The following is a 24896-nucleotide window of genomic DNA, read 5'->3' as shown; positions in this document are numbered from 1 at the left end:
TTTCGAATTAGTATTAGCATTTATCTACCGAGAAAAAGTTTCTTTTATAGAAACTCTTTCTCTTTATTTGAACTTATTTAAGTTCTCACTTAATATTGGCCTACATAAAGGAGGTGAAAGTATGAATTCAAAAATCTTTATAGCACTAATGTCACTTGCGTTAAGTGCTTTTGCCATAGGAACGACAGAATTTGTTATTGTCGGTATTCTGCAAGAGGTAGCCACCGATCTTGGCATATCAGTAACCCAAGCTGGGACACTGGTGTCTGGGTATGCAGTTGCCCTTGCTATTGGAACCCCGATCGTCGTAGTTATTACTGGGAAACTGCCTAAAAAAGGATATCTGGTGTTCCTCATGATCGTGTTCACTGCAGGGAATGCTCTGGCAGCAATAGCTTCTACCTATTCCATGTTGCTCTTATCAAGGATAATTACAGCTGTTGCACACGGTGTATTTTTCGCTGTTGCAGCTACAGTGGCCGCAGATATGGTCCCTGCTAACAAAAAAGGCACCGCCATTTCCATCATGTTCACGGGGTTAACCGTTGCTACCATTTTGGGTGTTCCCCTTGGAACATATATCGGACAGGAATTTGGTTGGCGGATGTCATTTGCCGTGGTCGCTGTATTAGGACTAATCGCTTTGTTGGTCAGTCTTATAGCCGTAGAAAAAGTCCCGCGTTCAAAGCACTCACCGAGCCTTAGTGATATTGGAAGTTTGATTTTCAATCCTCGGATCATCACTGCTCTGCTAATGACGGTACTAGGTTTCGGCGGAACCTTCGCCTTATTTACGTATATCTCTCCTATCCTTAAAGAGATTAGCGGATACTCAGCCTCGTCTATTTCATGGCTGCTGTTGGTTTACGGTGTTGCAGTGGCAATTGGGAATATTATTGGGGGGAAATTAGCAAATGGGCATCCTGTCAAGGCGCTTCGATTCGTGTTTCTATTTCAAGGCATTGCCCTGCTGCTGCAAATATGGCTACTGCCCAATAAGACGCTCACTATTTTGTCCCTTATATTAATGGGTTTCTTCGCCTTTATGATGTCTCCCGGCGTACAGGCTTACACTCTAATGCTTGCAGAAAAGCTGGTACCTTCTGCTAAGGATGTCGCTTCTGCATTAAACATCTCTGCATTTAATATTGGGATAGCTGCTGGTTCTACTTTGGGTGGGCTTGCTGTAGACCATAAGCATATTATGGATACGGCTTGGATCGGTGCAATTATGGCTGGATTCGCATTTTTACTCGCAGCTATAAACTACAGAATGGATAATAAACAGAATCTTTTTGTTGAGGAGAGAGGATAAATGAACTTGAAATCATTAGACCTGTTAGAGAAAGAATTGGAATTCACAAGTTTTAGACATAAAGATGCACTCGCCATTGGCAATCGGATTGTGCAGTATGCCCAAGAAAACAACGTAGCGTTGGCCGTGCATATTGAACGTAACCGAGTTCCTGTGTTTACGCATCTAATGGATGGTACTTCGGAAGAAAACTACGTATGGTTATTTCGTAAAAAACGGATCGTCGATCACTATAATCGCAGTTCTGCCTACATCAACCAGCGCTTTATCCAAAGCGGTGCATCTCATGAAGAACACTCTCTGCTTTCCACTACAGAGTATCAAGCAGTTGGCGGTTCTATTCCCATCCGTGTCAAAGGTGTTGGCGTAGTCGGGTCTGTAACAGTCGGAGGATTGTCGGGCGAGTTAGATCATGCTTACGCAGTTGAGGGCATTCGCCTGTTTTTAAAAGGAGAATAAGTGGTCATGGTTATGGCCACTTTAATGATGAGAGGGTTGGGCGTAAAGCTCTTTCCCTCTCTTTTTCATTCATAATCAGTTCATCAAAAGCTACTTTCTATATTTCAATTCATACATGTTAGTATGGAATGCAATGGTTTTTACTTATATGTAAAATTGTATGTCAATCATTCAATTATAATAAACAATTTCCCGCTTTCAGTAAATCTGAAACTATATTGATAGTCATGAAGACAATATATAAAGATGCTTAGAGGTGAATCAATGGAACAATATGAGGTTGCAACCCTAAAAAAAGGACTACTAATTCTAGACGCATTGCAGCAAGGTGCACCCATGAGACTGACTGAGATTATGCACCGGTTTAACCTTAACAAGTCTACAACTTTTCGTCTGCTATATACGCTGGAAATGACAGGTTTTATTCAAAAAGATGGTTTCACGTACAAAGCTTCTGAATTAAAGGAGCACCATTCATCATCTGCAATCACTCGACTTAATTGGTTAGCTGTTCCATCCTTGCATCAATTAGCGCTGGAACTTGGCGAAACCGCATATATAGGAGTTTTAGATGGGATGAAAGTTATGACAGTACAAGTGGTGGAGGGCAATCATGCCATCCGTAGCCACACACGCATAGGTGATTCCGCTTATGCCCATCTAAGTGCCTTTGGGAAAGTTATTCTGGCACACCTAAGTGATGAACAACATAAAAAAATGCTTACACATCTTACCCAGCACAAAGCAACAAAACATACTTTTGACGACAACCATTTATTAAAAGAGCATCTAAATGTAATCCGTCAACAAGGATACGCCATTGATGATGAAGAAACAGAAGTAGGTTTACGCTGCGTAGCTGCACCAATATTTTATAATGGTAAAGTGATCGCAGCATTGGCTATATCCGGCCCTGCCGCACGATTAAGCCGAAAGAGAGACCGTGCGGTAAGTAAAAAATTGAAGGAATGCAGTGCACAGATTTCCGGTCTATTTTGACCCGCTCAACTTCGCATACGAAGATTAACAAAAAAGAGATCGAACAACTCTACAGTTGCTATAAGAATACTTGGCGAAGCAATCCGGCCCTTTAAAACCAAGCAGATTGGGCCATCTCTGAAATATCAAGATCTCCAAATTCAGCAACTTGCATTTTTATCTGCAAGGCGTATGCTTTTCGTTTAATAAAGAGAGCAGGCTTTCGTAGCGCCTGCTCATCAATTCTGTGTATTTTAACTTTCACCGTTAACTATTTGCTCAAAACTATAGAGTCTGCGAATCTCATCGGGTAAATCTCTAATATCAGAAGTTAGCTTCGGGGTATCCTAACAGTATAGGAGAGTGCATTCATGCGCTTGCTAAAATCGCAAATACCCAACCACTTAAGAAGGAATTACATAATTTCATTTAAAAATTATTCCAAATGTATAAGGGCAAAATACTGTTTACTTTTGTATAAAACGGCGGATATATAATGGTTCAGAATAACACGGAGAGAATTTACATTCTTATTGAAAAATAGTTAGGAATTTTTGTGCTCAATTTCACGAAAGCTTACCTGCATCTCAAGTTCCCCTATGTTTTTTCCACTTCCTGATTTTCGCACGAAAGGTTTTGAAAGGGGCTGCTGAATTAATGTGAATCCACCTTGCCATAGGCCAGTTTTCCTTGCCGCCTGTCCATTTGCGGATGCCTTGTGTAAATAGCTCTTCCTCGGTCAACGTGTTGATCCAGTCAAGCCATTGCTGCTCCGCTCGCCGGAATAAGTCTCGCAGCTCAGGCAAGGAGACTGCGGTATATCTGTCGTAAAAGGACCGATACAGTCCGCCAAGTTGGTTCCATTTATAGTCGGGAGATGGCATGAGAATGGGTCGGCCTGCCTTTTCATCCTTGTCCCAGCCCATCACCAGATCAAGCCAACCAAGCTGGTAAGCGATGATCTCGGCGGGTGTTTTATCCACTTCAGGTATCCTAATATCCTTCTCACTATTGTCGATCCCGCCAAACTCAGCGTCCAACAACATATAATGAGAATGGATCGTCTTCATCAAATCCTCTTTGGAAGTATAATCAAAGCTTGCCACAGCACTCACTCCACTTTTTTTTATTCTGGTAATACCATAAAGCTGTACCGACTGTCAGTGTAGTTTCAGATTGACAAGCTGAAAATCAATTATGAATCCAAACCAATCAATGGAGCTGGATCGTGAGTTCTACGAGTAGAATCTAACACGTCGTTTGTATTGAACAAATTCAACAGCCTGTCTCTTTGTGTTTGGATTTTGGATACATCTTTTCGAGTTTATTATTCTCTGATATTTCCTATAACATAACTTTCATGAATTTCTAAAAATTATATAATTAGTAGTACCTATAGATCCGCAAGCGATCTGCCCTATCAGCTATCATATCATACCATGGTTAATTATGGATATTTTTGACGGCTTATCCATATGTGGCTTCAACAAATTACGCTTGTCTTCATTTGATGCCACTTGATACATCCTATCTTGATCGTGTGATCAAACGCCGACTTTTCTTTCAGATCAAATTTTTTTTATATTAGTACAAGCTGTAAGGATTCCCGGTTCTTGCGACTTTCCAAACTGCTAATAAATTTTGCATTATTCAGCAATCCCTTGTTTTTGAATATTTCGAGAGGAAACATAGTAACTGGCGATTTCCAATGCCTATACCAAAATTAATAATTTGTATGGGAATTTTGGTGACATTCTTAGTGAATTTGCAATCGCAAGAACTTGATCTAGACCCACCAGATAAACGTATCACAAGAGATTAATTATACAAAATCATCTTACAAGAATAATGAGGTTCTATTTTTCTAAAAAAAAAACCACCCCGAAGGGTGGTCCGTACTCATGATGAGCACTATTGGATTTGGATAGGAGTGGAGAGTCCTGTCCTGAACCTGTAGTTTTTGAGTCAGCTTCATCACAACATTGGAGTCCCAGGTTAAACGGCCAGCTTTTCAACGATAATCATTCCTTTCTACAACGAACAATTTGAAAGCGTATTCAATACGTCGTGAATGATAAGACTCAATTAACCTTGCTTGATTCTGTTAATCTGAGATGAATGGTAATTATAGTATATGCTACTGAAATATGTGTGCAATCTCTACTAAGCATTTTAATATAGAATGTCTGCTGAGTACAAGGAGCAATAAAGTTCACTATCATCAAAGTACTAAATCGGGGTAAAATATATCTAATTAGCCTTCTATATAATACTCAGATTTTCTTCAGGCTCCCTATGAACAAAATCACAATTTTTAACATGACGCTAGTGCACAACAGAACCAGCGAAGCGCTCTCCCAGACTGAGCTAGGCCCCAAGGTACCTTCCAACATACAATAGAATCATTTTCAATCTACGAAAAATAGAGCAGCATAAGCACTTTCTCTCCTAATGCTTAATAATTAATCAGGTAAATGAGTTATTCAACGCATCCTCACAACCGACACACATCACTCCACATGTGTTAGTTTGAAGAACACAAATAACCGTCTACAATCCCTCCGTCGTTTCGATTCTTACGAGTTTTATTTCCTACGTTACAACACAAGAGTAAAGGTAGAAATATATCCTTTTCAGCATCTGGGTAAACCAAAAGCTCCTATCTCTTTGGCCTAATAGACCAGATAGGAACTTTATACAATAAGCTTATGGGTAAACGCGATGTGGAAGAATTTTTAGCCAAATCTCAGTTTCTTTATCCTTTTTGCTGTAGTCATGATAATTAGTTGCTTCAAGGACATCTCTGTAATACCAATGCTCTGGCTTGTTATCCGGCCACTGCTTCGCGTCTTTGTGAATCTCTTTGGTCTGGACATTTCGATCTAATACACTATTGATTAAGGTCATGGCTTCAGCACGTGTGATGTATTGATCAGGCCTAAAGGTCTTATCCGCATACCCCTTTATCCAGCCTTTGTTCACTGAGGATGCAATGTACTTCTCTGCCCAATGACCACTGATATCTGTAAAGAAATCATTCGTTCTTTCATCTAGTTTATCAAATCTCGAAGCAATTGCAGCGAACTCTGCTCTAGTTATATACTGTCCCGGTGCAAATGTTCCATCTGGATAACCATTTATTACTTTGGCTTTATTCATCGTAGCAATGTATTTATTAGACCATCGATCACTCGTCACATCAGAGAAAGAATGCGTGTTAGAAAGATAATCTTCGCGGCTGTTATCTTCCATTAATCGGTAAAAAATAGTAGCAACCTCTTCACGATCAATACTGTTTTCGGGCTTCACCATTCCATCTGGATAACCAATTATATAGTCAAAATGAAGATCATACTCTAATTTAGGCGGCTGTACAGGCGTTGGCGTTGGTGTTGGTGTTGGTGTTGGTGTTGGTGTCGGTGTCGGTGTTGATATTGGTGTTGATATTGGTGTTGGCGTTGGTGTTGGGTTAATCAGAATTGTAATCGTCGATAAATATTCATCGCCACCTTCACCAGTTTGGACGAGGACTGTGAATGTATCCGTACCTGTATAATTGGCTTCTGGCGTATATGTCCAGATTCCATCCTCATCCTCATCCCATTCTACCTTTCCGTGGCTAGGACTGCTAGCAAAGTCGAAATCTAACCAATCCATTTCAAAATCTACTGCTACGGGACCTCCAGATACAGCCGTATTTATCATCGTTGCTTTATTCTCATTGATTATGCTAGGCGGATTGTTAACTGGATACTCAAATGGAGGAATAATTAAAATATCCCATTTAATTGTGTATACATCTTTATTCGTAGTAGCAATTATAGTAAAGCTATCTTCACCCGTAGAACCTGGACTTGCTTCATATTCAAAAATAGGATAAACATATCCACCATCTATTATCTTCCCAAGATAAGGACCATCTGTTAATTTATAAGTAATTCCTCCATGTTCAGGATAAGGAACTTTTATATTTCCCTGAAATATCTCCCCAGATTGCACTACGTCATAGTTCGGTATATTGGAATAAAGTGCATCTACAGAATAGTAATTTTTACTCGAATCAATTGTAATACTTTCCTCACTAGTAACTGGAGTTGCAATAGTATAGCCTGCCACTGTGCTAAACTTAATTGTATAGGTACCATCAGTAACATTATGAAAAAAGAATCTACCGTCCTCATAGGTTCTCGTTTGCGCTACTTCCACACCACCATTCATAAGCACTACAAGTACACTCTGCTCTAATGGGTAGCTTGAATCAGCATCATCACCTGTATCATTGCCTGTTACTTTACCAAAAATTGTAGCTTTCCCTGGCGAAACAGCCGAAACGCTTGGAGTAACCATGAGCACAGGAGCCACGAATCCAACTACAAGTGATACCATACATAACCATGAAAATACTTTATTCATGTGTCGTTTCATTAAAGATTACCCTCCTATAATTCTGGTTTTTGACCCAACAACCACATCTGCGTGTAAGAACCGTAGTTGTTCAGCGTGATGAGCAGAATACCTGAGATTACCACAAATTGAGCCTCCGATCATACATGAATCAACACCAACCACTTCTTTGCCCAGTTTCCTCCACTCCACAATGCTCTGATTTGACATAAATATTCTTAAATGTACCATCTTACCTTCGCGCTCTCTATTATCCGAAAGTAGCAAAATAGTCGAAGTTGGGTATACTTTCGTTCTCCTCACTCATAAAAAAAGCAGACAAGCTCTCTCCTAAGTGAAAACTTGCTGATCCGCTTTCCCCAAATGCCCGATCAAGTCCACATAAAAAAATACAGTAGATACTGTTATCAGTACCTACCGTACTCGAGATAAGTGTTTTCTACTCTACGTCTAGTGTATGACCAAGACTGGCATTCAGCATGCGTAAGATCATGAGCAACGACTCCGTTCTCGTCGCATTTGCATTCGGTTTGAATAAACCGTCCGGCGTACCCTTTACAATTCCCATATCGGATAATGTATCAATTTCAGCTTCTGCCCAGTGATCTCTAACATCACTGAACTTCGTACTCTTCACAAAGTTCATGTTTATTACTTTTGAAAGCATAGTTACGATTTCCGCTCTTGTTATCGTCTGATTCGGTTTGAATGTTCCATCTAAGTAACCCTTAGCAATACCTATTGTTTTTAATGTAGCAATGGGATCTGCTGCCCAATGACCTTTGGTGTCTATAAAGTCGTAATCACCTTCTGACGTTAAACCAAGGGCTCTTACGAATAGAGATGCAAACTCTGCTCTAGTTATCGTAGCGTTAGCTCGAAATGAACCATCCTCATATCCATTGATGATGCCAAGCTTAGTCGCAAGTACAATCGCTTTAGCATTTTGGGCATTTGCAGGTACATCCTTATAGGATACGATAGGCGCAGTGTTCGATTTTGCTACCATTGACTTAATTACCTCAATATTAACCTCATCAATATAAAATGGCTTTGGTGCTTGTGTTGCTGTTGGTATTGGTGTCGGTGATGGTGTCGGTGTCGGTGTCGGTGGCACTACGATTGGACTATTCTCTCGTGTCACAGATACCGTATATGTCTTAGTCGCAACTCCATCCGACGCGGTAACCACCACATTTAGCGTGTTCACGCCTACCTTCAGCGGAAGCTCGCTGCTCGCTGAGCCGCTAGCAACCAGTTCCGCTATACCACCGTTAATCGCTACAGTTACAGTTGATATCTGTTTAGCAGTTACGGGTGTTACATGAATACTGCTGACACTATTCGCGACGTTAGCATTATAACTGAAACTATTTTCATCAAAAGGCTGACTAAGCTTTGCCCCAGATGATAGACGCAATCCGCTAAGGTTTTCATTATTTATTACCCAATTTGCATATAACAGAATATTGCTGCTAGATCCTATAGTGTCACCCTTGCTATATGCAGTCCCTCTTCCGTCACTTTCCGTATTCCAGCCACCCAAGACGAAGCCTGGCTTGGTCCATTTGCTTATGTTTCCATCGACCGTCACCGACTGGTTTGGCGTATAGGAAACACTATATGACCGTTCATCTTCTTGAACCTTGTCATTACTTACATAAGTTAAAAAGTTTTGATAGGCACTTAAGTAAGGATATCCACTGTTATGCTTATTCTGTTCCCATATACCTGCAAAATCCCAGCCTACGTATGTATCGTTATTTTTCATGGATAGAGAAGGCAGTCCTATACCCTTATTATCGGCTTGCCCTGAAGTATCGGTATCATAATAGCTATCGATAATATCACTCTCTTCATTGGTACCGACTAACCCGCCAACTTCTACATTTCCGGTTACATGCCCTCTCGAATAGCTGTTTTTAACGATTCCATAAAGAAGATTATAACCTACTAGACCACCAACAGATTCATTTCCATTTACTTGTCCTGTTGCATAGCTATTAGAAATCGTACTATCGAAATTATCACCTGACAAACCGCCTACATATATCTCTCCTTTAACTCGCCCTGCTGCATAGCTATGAGAGATCGTACCATAATAATTTCTTCCTGATAGACCGCCAATGTATTCAGATCCTTCTACATTTCCTGTTGCATAACTACTAGAGATAGATCCTTCTTTATTCTCACCTACTAGTCCACCAACATCTTCAGAACCATTTATATTTCCTCTTGCATAGCTATTAGAGACAGTACCTTCTATATTATTACCTACTAAGCCGCCTGTGTTCTCTGTAGCATGGCCTTCACCCGTAAAATTGTCCTCTATGCCAGTTACATTACCGGTTGCATAAGAAGAATCAACATTTCCCTCCTGACTCCTTCCAACCAAGCCACCTACATCAACGATACCAGTCACTGATGCAAGTGAAATGCCATTACTTATATCACTTAAAAAATGAAAACCGACAAGGCCACCAACTGCTCCCTCACCCTCTACGATCCCTTCAAAGGTAGCATGAGTGAGGGTAGAAAGATAATTAAAGCCTATGATTCCACCTACTGATCCACTGCCCTTTACGGTTCCATCAAAGTTGACGTTAGAAATGGTCGTATCGCCATCATTGTAGCCTATTACCCCGCCTATCCAATTTCCAGACCCTGATACTAATCCTGTAGCCGTAACATTTTCAATCATTCCATCCCCATAAAAATGGCCAACTAGGGCTCCTACACTTTCTGTACCCCTTACATCTACATTTTCCAGTACTAGATCTCGAATACTGCTTGAAGCAGCAGCTTCCCCAAACAACCCTCCTATTTCAACAGAATCAGTATTATCTACATACAAATTGACTATCTTAAATTTTCCCCCATCAAGATGTCCTGAAAATGCTGCTGCATCAGAACCTATCGGTTGCCATGAATGGTTCTCATCATAAGCACTTAAATCAATATCATTGATCAAAACAAAATGGCTATCCAGATAATTCCGCACTTCATTTAATTGATCTGCTGTCGCAATTTGATATGGATCTTGATCCGTTCCATCCCCTCCATTAAAGCCTGCTGCCGCTTGAACGTGGACCCCTTCAGGATTAGGATTTGCCAAACTCGGATAATTTCCAACCACCATAGCTAACAAAATAATAAATACAATTACCCGTTTATTCCAATAACGAAATGCCATTAATACTTCTCCTCCTCTATCATTTCAGTGTCTAAGCTACTTTACCCTTTCGGTTTTCATGGACAAACCATCCAATTTCCCCCACTTTAAAATACTTCGATTCTTAATTTTACCCGCTTGCCTTCGCGCATTCTATTATCCGAACGTAGCAAAATGGTCCAATTCGGGTATACTTTCGTTCTCCTCACAGACAAAAAAGAAGACAAGCTTTCTCCTAAGAGAAAACTTGTCTAAATACAATCAATATGTTTTATTCAAGTAGCTGTTAACGAGCTGCGTACGATTCCTGACATTCTGCTTCCGAAATACAGCTGTCAAATGCTTCTTGACCGTTACTTCTGTAATACACAAGTCCGTCGCAATTTCTTGATTCGTATAACCTTTTACGAGCAGAACCACCACTTCTTTTTCCCGCTCAGACAGCAACCCCATACCATCGTCCTGTCGCTTGGCATGATCTAAAAGACCGAAGGACGTGATCATTTTGTTCAAATAATCCTGCAGCTTATCACCTCTCGTATCGAGAACGTAATACGGCGTAGGCGTGTTATGGTCATAATCGTAATGTGCAACGTTCTTCACCTGCTCGCAGCCCAAGCCCAGGTGGAATTTCTTTAAAAAGGGGAGCTCCGTAGGGCCAGTCGTCACGACATAACCGGAAGATATAAGCAGTGAGACGAACGCTAACCCCGCAGTCGTACGTACCGCCACGTCCTCAAAATCCGACACATCGATCGATTTCACAAAATAACCAGCATTATGTTCATTCGGCACCCGGAGTTCCTTTAGCTTATGGTCCGGCAAACTTTGGAAATAAGTGGACGACAGCGGATGAGTTAGCAAGTAGTCAAGAGTACCTCTATGAATCGGTATGATTGCCGTCAGACCTCGTATTGCCCCATCCTGGTCTCTCATCAGCTTAACAATGCCGGGATCGAGCTCGTAAAGCTCTTGAAGATGAATATGCTTAATCGAGTAAAAGCCTTCTTCTTTAGAAAGCATATATTCGAACCTCTCCCCCGTTTCCTGGTTCTGGAGAGGAAGGCAAACTTCCTTCAGATTGATGCGACGATTGTCCAAATACTGCTCTGCCTCCACCCAATTGGACGGATTCAATGGCTCCATGAGAAGCGGAGTCAATTTCTGAAAACAGAGATTGCGTACAACATGATCGCCGATATAATAGTACCATTCGACCGCTTCCCAAGTGATTGTCTTTCTCTTGGACGGATTAGTCATCCTGCTGTAGTAATACATGATGCACCGCTTCCATAACCAGTCGTAATGTTCAGGCTGGCGCAAACGAAGTCCATTGCTGATTGCATCCCGCATCAAATCATGGAGGATCCATCCCCTATCCACTCTCCGAATGAAGGAAAGTCCAACCAGCCTTTGGAATACATCTGTCTTTACCTTTTGATCCAATACATCGGAGAGCAGCTCCTGGTTAAAATGCCTTAGTACAGCTACCGTTTCTACGAGTTCCCTAAGATTATCGTCCGGAACCTCTTTTAACCAAATGCTCAGAATATGTTCGAAAACTTCGATTTCATCGACTAATTCTAAGCCCTGAATGTTCTGTAGCATCGTTGTCGAGACGACCAAGGACAACGTTAGCGGATGTCCTCTCGTTTTCATCCAAATTTGTTGGATCATTGGCTCCTGAGAAATGCCTGAGCGCTCCATGTATTGCTTAACGGAGATATAATCCAGATCGCCAATGGGCATCCGGTGTATCCAGTGGCGCCATACCGGAGAAGTGAGCCACATCCCTTGCATGGGGAATCTCCCCGCAACGAGAATCAGGATATCTGGGTACAATTGTGGAAGGAATGCCTCTCTCAGCCATTGCTCCATATCACCCATGTCCTCGAATGTGTCTAATGCTAGGACAAGCTTCTGATTCACCGCTTTTTCCCTCAGGATATCATGGCATAGCTCTAGAAGCGCCTGCGGCTCGGTGGTCTGCTGAAACTCCTCCATCGGATAGCCGAGTTTGTGCAGCAATTGCGTGCAGAAGTCCTGCGGTGTATGAGAGAACCCGCGGCTGTCCATCAACAGAAAAGCGGCGTTCACATTCACTGCCAGCCGCCGGTACCATAGATATTCAAGATCCGTCCCTGTTGCCCGCCGACTGTCAGTTGCTGCAAGAAATACTGAATTTCGAGGTCCCGTCCTACCAAATAATGCCGTTCCAGCTGGTCAATCTGGCCAGCTCTACGTTCCTCGGGACCGCCTACCTTCACCTTGCTATCATACATAGGATATACCCACCTTCGAATGACATCATTATAGAATTGAAGGACAAGTGCGGTACTACCGGCAATTTAAATCCCATAACCATCGTGGATTGAACAGAGATAATAAGTCCACTTGGTAAGGATTACAATTACTGCCTAATCTCTTCCACTCATATCGTAAAAACTATCAATTGTAGTTTTATCTTTGTTCGTGCAAACAAATACCCATGTACATCCGATCCATGAATACATATCGCAATATCGACTATGGCATCTCCTATTATAAAATTACATATAAGATCATATTTTAAAACGGGTCATAGCCCTTTAGCCATCTTAAGGAGGTCGCTCTATCTTGAAGTTTAAAGCTCAAGCCAAACAAAATCAACTGCTCGAAAGCATTTCAACCCAGCACCTTGTCGTCGGCATCGACATCGCCCAGGAATTCCTTGTAGCTCGCGCTGTCAACTTCCGTGGGATTATGCTCGGCACTCCGCTTCACTTCTCCTCGATTTAGGCATTGTCGTCCACCTCAGTCTCTCTTTTTATTCACTATACTTTTTAGAGAGGGGTACGACAACTAGTCTGACACAGAAGGTCAACAAGCATATTTAAACTATTATTAATATAATATGGGAGAATGTCGATTAAAAAGTTAAGTCAAAGTGCTTTTTAATCGGAGGCTTTTCAAATGAATTATAGGCGTACATGTCTAATTATTTTATTTGTAGGATTAGTAATATGGTTTGCAGCCTATTTAATATCTCTACGCGTCTTTTCAGGTCTAATATTAGTATTAAGTTACCCATTTTTCGTCATCATACCATGGATTAGCTTGCTATTATCTATTATTATGTTATTTATGACTAGAAAATGGTGTTCAATTGAAAGACTTTTTTCCCTACTATTACTATTCCCGTTTCTGCTTGCTGAGGAAACTCCTACCGTCAACGAAAGGCTCACATTATATAAAGAACCTACTGATTCAATCATACGAACTTATTTTCAAACTTTTGAACTCTCACAACCCAAAGTCTTAGATCTATCAGACCCCCTTATTACTTATAACGATCATAATAAGACATTGTTATTAAATATAAAGTTAGTACCAGAACTTGTATCAAAGAACATGGATATTTTTAAAAGGTAACTCGGATGCTCCTGTCGATGGATATGCAAAATACTTTATGAATATTCTAGCATTACAATTTATTCATCATTCAAAGAGTATTAATGAAATTAATCTACGGCCAAATCATTTGATCGTGCACGGTTATTGGGGCACTGAACTACTGCTACAGGAAGGGAGAGGTCTTACCTGTCGAGCTAGAATTATCAGTATATTGATTTATAGGCCATGTGAATAAGGAGCGGCCCAGTGTGCTCTCGGCAAACACCAGCTTTCCGACCGGATTACGGTCATGTAGTGCCGGAAATAAGCGCTCACCTCCTCCTTGCTCATACCGCCCAAGTGGTATTGCATATCAATGCGTTGGATGGTTTCTTAATACTTTTTCAGCCTCAGCAGCTCTGGAAGCTCCTGCTGGCCGACGAAAATCAACGAGAACGGCGCGACGGAATGGATTCCTTTTCTCCATTGGCACTACAACCGACGCGATGGACGCCATTTATGCGCATACCGCGGCATTTGCCGCGAGATGAACAATGTTGCACAAGCTTGAGGCTGTACTTCGGAAAGACAAGTTGATTGACGCGATTCACGTCAACCGCATCTTAATCGAGTTTAAGGAAAAGGCTCCTGATGCTGCGTGAAAACGTCTCGTATGCTTATGAGTTGCCCTGGATCGATGGTAACTCTGTAAGGATCTTTTTCGTGTTCCTCATGGTGCACAAATTCGGCTGGGTGACCATTACCAAACGAAACACCACCCTATTTCGATTCGTGGGCGAAAAAGTCTTAACTTAATCAAGACGGGACTCCCCCCTGCATTTAGATAGGGGTCAAATTTCACTTACCAAACTCTCAAAATGGGTGATTACCGATATATATTAACCCCTATAATTTACTTCATATTTATTATTATTTGATAAAACTTTCCATAAAATGAAACTACAATGCGACTTCGGTTTAAGCAAAGTTTATTAGCTCGTCATTAACTCCAACCCCTGCAACGCGTTTCTTCTAGAGGGCTATTCTCTCATTCAAAATAAACTCATCGTCGGTTATACCTGTCCAAGGTGTGGAGACCGATAGCGTTTAGCGGATGGGTCTGAGCCCTTATGGGTAACGAACTCGGTCCTCCGTGCTTTCTTTTTGAAATCCTGCGAATGAGTCATTATACGTGTTTGCTACTAAACTTAAGCTGCTTCTGCCCATGCAATGACGGTTTTCTCTGGCGTGAACTTTTCTCCTCGTTGAACAATGCCAACTAGAATTCGTGCCAGCTTTCCTATTAACTTAAATATGGATTGCTGCTTTTTCATCTTCTTTTCTTTCACATTATGCTCATGCAGATGACGGAACACGGGATTATTCCAAACGAGCTGAGCCGTCGCGAGATAGAGATATTTTCGCAGGGCTGAGTCTCCTCGTTTCGAAAGAACAATTCGTCCTTTTCTCTTTCCTGACGTACTTTCAGCCAAATTTAGGCCAGCCTTCCGTAATACCTGACGCCCATGTGCATACTGGCTTAAATCTCCTGTGCCAGCTAGTATCGCCGCGGTGAAGATCTTTCCCAGACCTTTTATGGTGCGAAGCTGCTGCGCCATTGGAATCTCAGAAAGCAGGGCTTCGATGTCCTTTTCAAACTGTTCAAGCATGGCGGTAACTCGTTCATATTCTTCAATGAGCCGTATTAAATCTGCCTTCGATTCTTCTACAGCGGTTCGATCTCCGACACTGCGTTTAGCATGTGCGATGAGCTGTGCGGCCTTCTCAATCCCCGTAACTCCCCCAGCGCGCTGTATATGTGTTCTCCAAGCCTTGATTACATCCGGTATTGCATACGTCTCCAAATCCTGTGGGCAAGGTAATGTCTTGAGGGTCGCCAATGATCGCTTACAGGTCCAGTCTTTGAATACGGATGGATACTCAGGAAAGCGAATGTCCAGCCAGCGTATGATTCGATTCTGCAGGCGTACACTGTTCGACACCCAGAATTCGCGATCACTCATTATGGTCCGTAAGCGTTGAAACACAAGCGATTGACGCGTGTACTCATAGTAGAAGCCCCGACTTACTGAATCTGCGATGATAAGTGCATCTTTGGGATCATTTTTTGATGGACTGTTATCCCGGTTTTCTTTGTTTCTCTTGGTCGTAGCAGGGTTAACCATAACTACGTGTAATCCCTTATCTGCTAACCAGTTGGCCAGGTTAAACCAGTAATGGCCGGTTGGCTCCATGCCGATGATGAGCTTCTTTAATCGGTGTTTCTGCTGTAACTCCGTCATCCAGCGGTTCAATTTTTCAAAGCCTTCCATGCTATTTGAGAATGAGTAATGTCGTTTGGAAACCACGATCCCTAGGAAATTGGAAGCTTGTGCTACATGCGTTTCTTTGGCCATGTCGATCCCTACGACGAGATGCGAGGTGGTAATTCGTTCAATCCGTTGATTTTGTGCGTCTGATTGCTTAAACTTCATAGTAAGAGCGCCTCCTTGATGTGTTGTCGACAAACCCATCATACCGAGGCGCTCCCTTTTTGACAAAGGCTATTTCTTAGCCTTAACAGGAATGTTTAGCTTAGCGAAGATAGGTTGAGTCATAAACCAAAAACCTACAAAATCATCTTATAACCCCTGCCTCACACAGGAAATCCTTTCTAGTTATTTCGCGAGTTTCTTCAATTGCTTTAGATCCAAAGGTTAATCATCTCCAAACCGAGATGTAATTTAACATAGCCTTTGTTACAAAAGCTAGACAAAATGGAGAAAGGATGATTTTATAAGAGTAGATAAAAAAATGGATCTAGGAGTCTGCATAATTATGAGTGATTTAGTAAAATTGCCGAAAGCTGCTGTCTTTGGAGCTGCAAATGGCGTGATGTTCATGACTTTTTTTGGAGCGCTTTGGGCTTCCATTGGTATTATTGGTTCACATGGACTTGGAGCTCCATGGTTACTTGTTCTTTCGAGTGTTGTGACATTAATCTTACTCATCGGAGCCATAACGCTTTTTGGTAAAGCTCGTAACATGAACAACGCTGATACACCGGAAGAGAGGGAACATCGGAAAAAAATAAATCGAAAATTTGGTTTGATTTTTGGTCTAGAAGGTCTTGCGATCTTTATTGCAAGTGTGATTTGTAACATAATCAATCATTTTGAAGTCTTTTTCCCTATCATGGCTATCATTGTCGGTATTCATTTTTTTCCTTTAGCTAAATTGTTTCGAGAAAATTTTTATTATGGTACAGGTGTAGTGCTCTGTATTTTAGGCATTATTACTTTCTTTTTACCAATGAATGCCATCGTAAGCAATGTAACTCTGATTGCGACATCTACTTTTATCGGTTTTGGCTCTGCTTTGACGCTATGGGTGACAGGTCTGAGAATATGGATAACCATACTCAAACAATTGAAATAAATATAAAAAAGAGCGTTGAGCGAACTGTACCCCAATCGCAAGATACAGTTTTTTATCATGACCAAGTATTCATTTGAAACCAATTTAAAGGCTATTGAAGGATACAAATTCATCTTGAATGAGCCCATTCTATGGTGCAATGCTACAAATATGCCCAACTCAGCTGCGGTCGATATCACCCTACAAACCTTAGGCAAAAAGCAGCGATGCCTGCGCAAGTGACTCCATCCAGATACCTGTCATGACCGTTACATGAAATTCCTCATCTACATCATCAGCATAACTATTAGCTGACCTGCTAATGTTTCGAAAACAACTGATTCTCCCCATACCCTGCGAAACCAATTTTAACACAATAAAAGGGATATATAGGGTAAATTAAAAACCACTGCGAAGGATCATTTTTTTCAACTATCCTACCCATTCGTATTATAGTTCAACTTGATGGATCCTTATAGCGTATCCTTTAGCAGATAGGTCACTTCAAGAACAATAAAAAATAGCCACCTGGAAGGGTGGCTCGCACTCAAAAAGAGTGCAAAAGTATAGATAGGAGTGGAGAGTCCTGTCCTGAACCTGTAGTTTTGAATGGTATACTTTCATACCGTACCTGATGCCAATCGAGCCACCTTCAGCAGTTTTCTAACCTACTATTTCTTCATAATAGGAATGCTGCCTGTTACTTGAGCAGACTATTGAAATGATGCTATCGTTTTCCATTAGAGCGTAATAACTGTTGATTAGCAAACATTATCTAATTCTCTCGGGTGTCTCTTAAACGTACTTTGGCATTGGTAGTATCAGATGACACTGGACTCCAGTTACAGTCCCCCAGTAACAGGGGTATACGATCCGGTAATAAAACGCGAATCGTCGCTTGCCAGGAACGAAATAACACCTGCAATATCATCAGGTTCCGCCAAACGCCTCAGTGGTGTGAAGCTACTAATTGTTCGTTTCTCTTCATCTGACAAAAAGGCAGTCGCATCGGTTTGCACTAATCCGGGTGCAACCACGTTGGCTGAAATCCCTTGTGGACCAAATTCTTGGGCAATATAGTCAGAAAAAGTATTCAACCCTCCTTTTGCCGTTCCATGAGCGATCATGTAAGGCGAGGGATCCTTACCTAAACTGCTGGATACATAAATGATACGTCCAAACTTTTGTTCGATCATATACGGAATAACGGATTTAGTCGTCACGAATGCTGCTTTTAGTTCATCGTTTAATTTCTGAGAGAACTCCTCCCATTTCATTTCGGTAAAGGGTTTCGCAGTGAAACTCATATTCGCATTACATACCAATATATCAATTCTCCCAAAGGTTTTTAAAACGGCGTCTACGAGCTTTGCAAATTGGTCTGAATCACGAACATCCGCCTGGTGAGCAATGGCTTCCCCGCCGCTGGATCTAATATCGGATACTACTGCTTCAGCAGCATCTTGATTTTTTAAATAATTAACTACGACTTTCGCACCCCGATGGGCCAATAATTTTGATGTAGCACTTCCAATTCCTCTAGCGCCTCCGGTAACGATAACCACTTTCCCCTGTAAATTCATATTCATCTTCCTTTCATCCTACTATTTTATTTCGAAAATTCTAACTTTAGATTCGAGACTCATAACAACATCCAGGTTCGTCTTAGCGAAGTTGACCAAAGAACTTTCGGATGTCATTAACTAATAGATCAGGTACTTCCATTGCCGCAAAGTGACCTCCGCTATTGAACTCTGACCAATGCACGACGTTATGCTCGCGTTCGACAATACTTCTGATCGAGATGTCGTTTGGAAAAACCGCAACACCGGTAGGAACCGTAGAGCGATGAGCAGGCATGCCCCAGGATTTCGCCTCCTCTTTATAAATCCGTGCCGATGACCCTGCCGTTCCGGTGAGCCAATACAAGGTGACATTAGTTAGCAAGTGGTCTAGATCAACGGCATCTTCCGGAAGATTGGCTATAGGATCTGTCCATTCCTTAAACTTCTCAACAATCCATGCAAGCTGGCCGATGGGTGAGTCAGTCAGACCATAGGCCAGCGTCTGAGGTCGCGTAGATTGTATAATCGCATAACCAGTTGTCTCAAAGCTATGTCCAGTCAACTTATCGTAGCGTGCTCGCTCGATCTCAGTTAAATGAATCAACTCTGAGGGGTCTCCAGACGGGAATGTTGTAAGCCCGTTTGAATGTACTCCAATAACACAGTCTGGCGCAAAACGTCCAAGCATTGGTGAGACCAATGCGCCGGTGTCCCCACCTTGTGCGCCATAACGTTCATAACCTAGTCGATGCATCAATTCTGCCCAAGCTCTGGCTACTCGGCCTATGTTCCACCCTACCTCGGTTGTCGGTCCAGAAAAACCAAAACCGGGCAGCGAAGGTATAACGACATGAAAAGCATCTTCCGGGTTGCCGCCATGAGCACGGGGATCGGTGAGCGGTCCTATAATGTTCATGAACTCTACAATTGAACCCGGCCAACCATGTGTGATGATCAATGGCGTTGCTCCAGGTTCTGGTGAACGTACATGCAGAAAGTGTATGTTCTGTCCGTCTATGGTGGTGGTGAACTGTGGAAATTTGTTAAGAAGTTTCTCGTGTTTGCGCCAATCATATTTAGATCTCCAGTATTCCGCCAGATTCTTGAGATAATCAACGGGAATACCATTGTCCCAGCCTACACCAGCCAAAGCATCCGGCCAACGGGTACGGGTTAAACGGTCTCGCAATTCATCAAGGTCAGCCTGCGGAACATCGATGCGGAAAGGCTTGATCTCCGTGTTCTGTTGGCCGCTGCTTACACTTTGTTGTTCTGAATGAGTCATTTTTGAAAAACCTCCTCAAATTTCTTTAATATTTTCTTGTGCTGATTAATGTGTTCTCTCTAGCTATACTCATATTAAATCAAGCTTGTTGACAACTGTGTGTCAACAACCAATATAAAGTTTAGATATCTCCAGCGCACACTTCCGTACCTCTTCAGCAACATGCAAGGGTTCAAGAATCAATAAATCCGTTCTAAAATGGAGTAAAAAGCCGACTAACCAGTCGTTATCCGGGTATCTGACCCGAACAATAAGCGAGCCATCAGGTTGCCGCTCAATCTCATCCGAATCAAAATGATCTGCTGCTGAAACCTTAGCCGGTCCTGTAAATCTCAGCACCAGATCAACCATTTTGGTATCGCGCTGCGGACTCCAATTTTCATTTAACTCAGACAGATTCACTATTCGGCGCTGGAACGTATCCTCAAGAATGAGTAGGTTCCGGATCCGTGAAAGCCTGAACATGCGGTAATCATCTCGATTTAAACAATAACCGTGAAGATACCACGTGTAGCCTTTGAGCACTAGACCCATAGGTTCAATACAACGTTCTGTTTCTCCCCCTTGTCCGTTGGTGTATGTAAAACGGATCAGCTTTTTATCACTTACGGCTTTATGCAGCGTGTCATATTTGTTTCGTTCTGAAGAGCTGCTTTTCCACGGATTTAAATCTATGATGACCTGATCAGCACCAACCAAACGACCTTGTTCAGCCTTCGAGACCAATGCGCCTACTTTATCGAGCAAACCTTCCAAATTTTGGTTTTCAAATACCTGCGTAGATTGAAGACCTCGCAAAGCTGTAGAGAGGGCAATAAGTTCATCGAATGAAAGCATTTGCCGATCCAATCGAAAGTTCTCCATGATTTCGAATCCTCCTTCCGCCCCCGTGTACGAAACAATAGGAATTCCTGCTAGATTCAGTGAATCTAAATCGCGATAAATCGTACGTAATGAAACCTCCAGACGATCAGCCAATTCTTGTGCCTGTACGCGTTTGCGGTTTAATAGAAGGATAGTAATAGCCATAAGTCGCTCAAGTTTCACAGTTGTCCCCCCCAAATTCAGAGCATCTTGTTACAGTTTCATTTTCAAGGTAACTGATTAATAAGATGTTTCAGTTCCACGAACACGATCCTTTAACTCCTGCAGGTAGTTAGGCTCTTACTTACATAATAAACTTTTATTGTTGACAATAGTCTGTCAGGATTAGAAACTTCACCAGTGTTTTGTAGCTTTATTTTGAAACCACGAATTCAGATATCATTTTAATTGATCAAGCCCCAGTTAATAAAACCGGGTTATCATGCACCTACAGTTTGGTTGAGCTTATTTCTTTATTCTGCCGGTTCGTATAACAATAAAAAAAGCCACCAAAATGGTGGCCTGCACTCAAATAGAGTGCAAAAGTATAGATAGGAGTGGAGAGTCCTGTCCTGAAACTGTAGCTTTTAGAATAACACACATTCTAACTGCACGTTTCTTATTCAGCTAAACTACCCGTTAGCATTCCTGTAGAGCGTTAAATTACCGCTTTGCAAAAAAACGAGCGCCTCGGTACGATGGAAGTACGCAACGGGTCATAGCCCTAAAAATTCCATCATCCAGGAGGTCGCTCTACTATGAAGTTTAAATCGCAAGCGATACAAAATCAACTCATTGAAAAAATTACCACTCAACATCTAGTCGTCGGGATCGACATCGCACAGCAAACGCATGTCGCTCGTGCTGTTAATTTTCGAGGAATCGTAGTCGGTAGTGTCTTCTATCGAGCCAATTAAATGAAATTATTGCCCAGGTGAATGTTACCCCCTTCTCTGCTCTATCAACCATTTGTGGATATCATCGCCTTCCAACCTAATTGGTTCCTCTTCTGTCCCAACAAAAATATAATGGGCAGACACTTCATCAATCCCTTTTGCACCTTTGAAGCTAGTTCCATAGAGAAGGGCTCCTTCAAGTAATGCACTTGTCAAATCAACATTAGAAAAATTTGCGTGACTTAAATTTGCTCTTCGGAAAGATGCTCGACGAAAATCCGATCCAGTTAAGTCAGCAAAGCTAAGATTTGCATCTTCAAATGACGCCTTTATACCTATGCAATTTTTCAAAATTGAATGTTTTAATGACGCGAAATCAAATATAGTTTTACTCAGTATACTTTCCGAGAGATTTGTTTCATCAAACGAGGTACTTAAAAAATAGCAATCACTCATATCATTATTTGTTAAGATTGAATTGTTCACATTCGATTCTACAATTAATGAACAACTTAGATCCATACCTGTAACTTCTAATTCACTCATTTCTCTTTTTTCAATTTCTAATTTCTCACCAGCTTCACCATCTGAATATACCCATTGGTTATGTTTAAAAAATATGTTTTCAGTATCCATGCAGTACTTCCTTTCGGATATTTTTTGTTATGGCCACCACAATACTTTATCACTTAAACCTAATTCGTTAACTGCCTCGCGTACTTCTTTGATATGTTCTGGGAACATTTTTGTTGTATCTATGATTACATTTTCACCTTTTGAAAGAGATTCTTCTATTCCAGAAACTGCCTTTTCAAGTGAATACCCCTTAGGAGCATATTTAGAGTGCCATCCTTTTACGTCCCATTTTACACCAGTAGCATCAATAAACTCTGCACCGGCAGGATTGGGATCCCTAACTATAGGACCTGGTAGATCCCCTCTTGCCTCTAACTCTAAGCCGGCTTGTCTCTCGATCCTTGATTTTTCATTAATTTTAAAATTTTTAGCTGGATCTTTAGCTAAACTCTCATAGTCTTCTAGAGATCTATTAAAGTATTTTCCTTTATCTCCATACTTGTTCATCAAGTCCTTATAGTATTCTGGAGCTGATTCCCTAATTTTTTCTAAGTCAGCTTTTGACATCCCCGGGGGTTTCGGTTTAACCGGGACGTCGATATCCGGCTTTCGGGAACCGAGCTTATCCAGAAGCTTGCGCACATATCGAAGTCCTTTTTTTCCAACCCATCTTAGCGCTCTGCCGAATGGAATTCGGCTTAATACAATGCCTACAGCCACGGAAAGCGCATTTTCGGGAGTCAGCAGCTTCTTCGGATCGCGGATATAGCCGGCAATCTCATGTCCGCCCCCGGCGATTCCCGCCCCCGTCATCGCGACGCCTAAGGCCGGCCAGAATCCAACGAACAGCAGTGATAAGGCAAGTGCCCCGAGCACGATCGCGCCCTGTTCATACCACTCCAGCCGATCCCACCAATTTTGCAGCGAATCGAACATGCAGGCGAAACATGCTGTTTCTCCACCGCCCGTATGAGCCCCGATGCCTGCGAACAAACCGGCCACAAGCAGAATCACAGCGAGTCCGGTCAGCGCCTGGTAAAGCGTTTTTACCCGAGCCTGGACAGGCTCCTGTCTACTGGCCGCTTCTTCATTTCCATAAAGCAAATGAAATCCAAGCTCCCTGCGCCCCCGGTAAAAGCCTAGCCAATATATGAAATTACCCCGGTCCAGACAAAAAGAGCGGGTCATATTCCACAGCTCGGTAAACGGATTAAGAAGCGGCTCGTTCTGCAGCAAAGGAATGCGGTTTCGTATTTTGTTCAGCGACCAGTAATCGGCAAAAATCGATGCGGCCAGCATTAACAGGAAGGCCGGCTGAGTTTTATAACCGCTGCCGGTCCAATCATGAAGCCAGAACACCCAACCCGGCAGCTGGTGCTGACCGTTATAAGCCGCGTGATCCAGGATGGACCAAAGCAAAAGGATTGCCGGGAACAGATAAACCCATTTCGTCAGTCTTATCCGCAGCCGATAGGCAATTCCGCACGCAAGCGCGATCATGGCGGTATGTACGGGATGACCGACGGTCATCAGTGTCGGAAACAGGCTTTCTTCGAAACGCCCGGGAAACAGCGAGAAAAAACCCCAATGAATCGTTTCGCCGCCCAGCATCGTAAAGCTGTAGCCGAACTTTTCCGCAAGAACGCCAGAACTTAGCCACCTTCGGGACAGCTCCTCCATCAGTTGGAAGCCGACGCCGGTTGCCGCACCGATGAGCGTGTAATCACTTAAACTCAAAGCGGAAGCTCGACGTGAGAACAACAGAAATATGCCTAGCGGAAGGAGCTTCCATAATTCTTCGAAAATTGGCGTGATAACGGCAATGGACCAGGTGTCGGATGTTTTTCCGCCGAAAAGCACGTGGAGAGCATTGACCGAAATCGTTGTGAACGGTACGACAAAGAAAACGCCTGCCAGAACGAACAGAACGATCGGCTTCCACGGCATCGTTTTACTTCGGCACAGAACCCAAAATTGAAGCAGCACATAAAACGACCATAAATATTGAACCATCATGGTACGAGATTCTTTAACGAAAAACAAACTTAAAACAAGCATGATTAGCGACAACCAGGAAAAAATCGTATACGCCGTTTTAATAAACGGATATCTCTCAATCCATGATTGGCAAGTTCGATGGATGGCCTCAAGGAAATCCCGAATTCCGGTTCGGATGGACCAGATCGTATTCATTAAGGTCGCCTCCTTTGAAAGCAGACTTCGTGTGAGCGGGACGTCTCCCTTGACGACGGTCCAGCCACGAGTAATTAAAAAGAACATATGAAAACCATGGTCACTGATCGATCGGACCGGAGACTTATAGAGTAACTCCGCAACATGTTCCTAACCTGTTTCTCAAGGGATACTAGTATTATAGGCATTCTTCTAAAATGTGGCAAAAGGCGCTGGTCTCAAATTGTTGATGTGTTATGTCGATTCTTTGAACTATCGTACCCGTTAACATTCCTGTAGGTGTTAGTAGATTCAATTTGCAGTAAAACGAACGCCCCGCTAGGATGAGTATGTACTGGGTTGGAGCCCTCAGAACTCACCTTAGGAGGCGTTATTATGAAGTCTAGACTAACTAAAGCTC

18 protein-coding genes and 3 pseudogenes are annotated in these 24896 nt (G+C 42.3%); 7 read left to right on the top strand and 14 right to left on the bottom strand.

Annotation, left to right across the window (positions count from 1 at the left end; translation table 11 throughout):
* Positions 1 to 121 precede the first annotated feature (121 nt).
* The 3 genes from AC1DM9_RS33500 to AC1DM9_RS33490 all read left to right on the top strand — a co-directional run bounded on the left by AC1DM9_RS33500 (position 122) and on the right by AC1DM9_RS33490 (position 2773).
* Complete coding sequence (locus AC1DM9_RS33500; RefSeq protein ID WP_477584334.1) at positions 122 to 1315, top strand: MFS transporter; 1194 nt, start codon at positions 122 to 124, stop codon at positions 1313 to 1315.
* Positions 1316 to 1774 (top strand): heme-binding protein, encoded by a 459-nt coding sequence (locus AC1DM9_RS33495; RefSeq protein ID WP_477584333.1) that lies wholly within the window; start codon positions 1316 to 1318, stop codon positions 1772 to 1774.
* Between the two features lie 264 nt (positions 1775 to 2038).
* A complete protein-coding gene (locus AC1DM9_RS33490) occupies positions 2039 to 2773 on the top strand; it encodes an IclR family transcriptional regulator (RefSeq protein WP_477584331.1) in 735 nt (244 codons plus the stop codon).
* A gap of 91 nt (positions 2774 to 2864) precedes the next feature.
* Here AC1DM9_RS33490 and AC1DM9_RS33485 read toward each other — a convergent pair whose 3' ends face one another.
* The 6 genes from AC1DM9_RS33485 to AC1DM9_RS33460 all read right to left on the bottom strand — a co-directional run bounded on the left by AC1DM9_RS33485 (position 2865) and on the right by AC1DM9_RS33460 (position 12610).
* Positions 2865 to 3017: a hypothetical protein gene (locus tag AC1DM9_RS33485; RefSeq protein WP_477584329.1), complete on the bottom strand. Its 153-nt coding sequence runs from the start codon at positions 3015 to 3017 to the stop codon at positions 2865 to 2867.
* 322 nt (positions 3018 to 3339) lie between these two features.
* Positions 3340 to 3858, bottom strand: coding sequence for a ClbS/DfsB family four-helix bundle protein (locus AC1DM9_RS33480; RefSeq protein WP_477584327.1), 519 nt, complete (start codon positions 3856 to 3858; stop codon positions 3340 to 3342).
* A 1600-nt stretch (positions 3859 to 5458) separates the two neighbouring features.
* Positions 5459 to 7177: an S-layer homology domain-containing protein gene (locus AC1DM9_RS33475; protein ID WP_477584325.1), complete on the bottom strand. Its 1719-nt coding sequence runs from the start codon at positions 7175 to 7177 to the stop codon at positions 5459 to 5461.
* Positions 7178 to 7595: 418 nt separating this feature from the next.
* Entirely contained in the window at positions 7596 to 10349 is a 2754-nt protein-coding gene (locus tag AC1DM9_RS33470) for a GLUG motif-containing protein (RefSeq protein WP_477584323.1), read from the bottom strand.
* A gap of 240 nt (positions 10350 to 10589) precedes the next feature.
* The gene (locus AC1DM9_RS33465) at positions 10590 to 12431 is read right to left on the bottom strand and encodes a helix-turn-helix domain-containing protein (RefSeq protein WP_477584321.1); all 1842 of its coding nucleotides are present in this window, start codon (positions 12429 to 12431) and stop codon (positions 10590 to 10592) included.
* Positions 12428 to 12610 (bottom strand): hypothetical protein, encoded by a 183-nt coding sequence (locus tag AC1DM9_RS33460; protein ID WP_477584319.1) that lies wholly within the window; start codon positions 12608 to 12610, stop codon positions 12428 to 12430. Before AC1DM9_RS33460 ends, AC1DM9_RS33465 begins: the two co-directional genes overlap by 4 nt.
* Before the next feature lie 334 nt (positions 12611 to 12944).
* On the opposite strand from AC1DM9_RS33460, the pseudogene AC1DM9_RS33455 reads away from it, so the two are divergent.
* Positions 12945 to 13100: pseudogene (locus tag AC1DM9_RS33455) on the top strand (IS110 family RNA-guided transposase); the annotation flags it as partial.
* A 973-nt stretch (positions 13101 to 14073) separates the two neighbouring features.
* Here AC1DM9_RS33455 and AC1DM9_RS33450 read toward each other — a convergent pair.
* Positions 14074 to 14217 carry a hypothetical protein gene (locus tag AC1DM9_RS33450; RefSeq protein ID WP_441883814.1) on the bottom strand — a complete coding sequence of 48 codons (144 nt, stop codon included), beginning with the start codon at positions 14215 to 14217 and terminating at the stop codon, positions 14074 to 14076.
* A gap of 416 nt (positions 14218 to 14633) precedes the next feature.
* Between AC1DM9_RS33450 and AC1DM9_RS33445 the strand changes: the two are divergent.
* Positions 14634 to 14792: pseudogene (locus AC1DM9_RS33445) on the top strand (SpoVR family protein); the annotation flags it as partial.
* Positions 14793 to 14908: 116 nt separating this feature from the next.
* On the opposite strand, the gene AC1DM9_RS33440 reads toward AC1DM9_RS33445, so the two are convergent.
* Positions 14909 to 16195, bottom strand: a complete 1287-nt coding sequence (locus AC1DM9_RS33440) for an IS110 family RNA-guided transposase (protein ID WP_477584352.1) — start codon at positions 16193 to 16195, stop codon at positions 14909 to 14911.
* Between the two features lie 343 nt (positions 16196 to 16538).
* Here AC1DM9_RS33440 and AC1DM9_RS33435 point away from each other — a divergent pair, with 343 nt between their 5' ends.
* Positions 16539 to 17138 (top strand): hypothetical protein, encoded by a 600-nt coding sequence (locus AC1DM9_RS33435; RefSeq protein ID WP_477584316.1) that lies wholly within the window; start codon positions 16539 to 16541, stop codon positions 17136 to 17138.
* A gap of 189 nt (positions 17139 to 17327) precedes the next feature.
* Here the strand turns inward: AC1DM9_RS33435 and AC1DM9_RS33430 are convergent, their stop codons facing one another.
* The 4 genes from AC1DM9_RS33430 to AC1DM9_RS33415 all read right to left on the bottom strand — a co-directional run bounded on the left by AC1DM9_RS33430 (position 17328) and on the right by AC1DM9_RS33415 (position 21014).
* Entirely contained in the window at positions 17328 to 17468 is a 141-nt protein-coding gene (locus AC1DM9_RS33430; protein ID WP_477584315.1) for a hypothetical protein, read from the bottom strand.
* 491 nt (positions 17469 to 17959) lie between these two features.
* Positions 17960 to 18706 (bottom strand): SDR family NAD(P)-dependent oxidoreductase, encoded by a 747-nt coding sequence (locus AC1DM9_RS33425; RefSeq protein WP_477584313.1) that lies wholly within the window; start codon positions 18704 to 18706, stop codon positions 17960 to 17962.
* A 76-nt stretch (positions 18707 to 18782) separates the two neighbouring features.
* Complete coding sequence (locus tag AC1DM9_RS33420; RefSeq protein WP_477584311.1) at positions 18783 to 19967, bottom strand: epoxide hydrolase family protein; 1185 nt, start codon at positions 19965 to 19967, stop codon at positions 18783 to 18785.
* A gap of 102 nt (positions 19968 to 20069) precedes the next feature.
* Entirely contained in the window at positions 20070 to 21014 is a 945-nt protein-coding gene (locus AC1DM9_RS33415; RefSeq protein WP_441883800.1) for a helix-turn-helix transcriptional regulator, read from the bottom strand.
* A 575-nt stretch (positions 21015 to 21589) separates the two neighbouring features.
* Between AC1DM9_RS33415 and AC1DM9_RS33410 the strand changes: the two are divergent.
* Positions 21590 to 21727: pseudogene (locus AC1DM9_RS33410) on the top strand (IS110 family RNA-guided transposase); the annotation flags it as partial.
* 45 nt (positions 21728 to 21772) lie between these two features.
* Here AC1DM9_RS33410 and AC1DM9_RS33405 read toward each other — a convergent pair.
* Positions 21773 to 22363 (bottom strand): pentapeptide repeat-containing protein, encoded by a 591-nt coding sequence (locus tag AC1DM9_RS33405; RefSeq protein ID WP_441883797.1) that lies wholly within the window; start codon positions 22361 to 22363, stop codon positions 21773 to 21775.
* 27 nt (positions 22364 to 22390) lie between these two features.
* Complete coding sequence (locus tag AC1DM9_RS33400; protein WP_477584307.1) at positions 22391 to 24496, bottom strand: PrsW family glutamic-type intramembrane protease; 2106 nt, start codon at positions 24494 to 24496, stop codon at positions 22391 to 22393.
* Between the last annotated feature and the right edge of the window lie 400 nt (positions 24497 to 24896).

Source organism: Paenibacillus sp. 01T431, assembly GCF_056398625.1.
The sequence above is the reverse complement of the archived record's forward strand: the minus strand, read 5'-3'. Positions and strand labels throughout refer to the sequence as shown.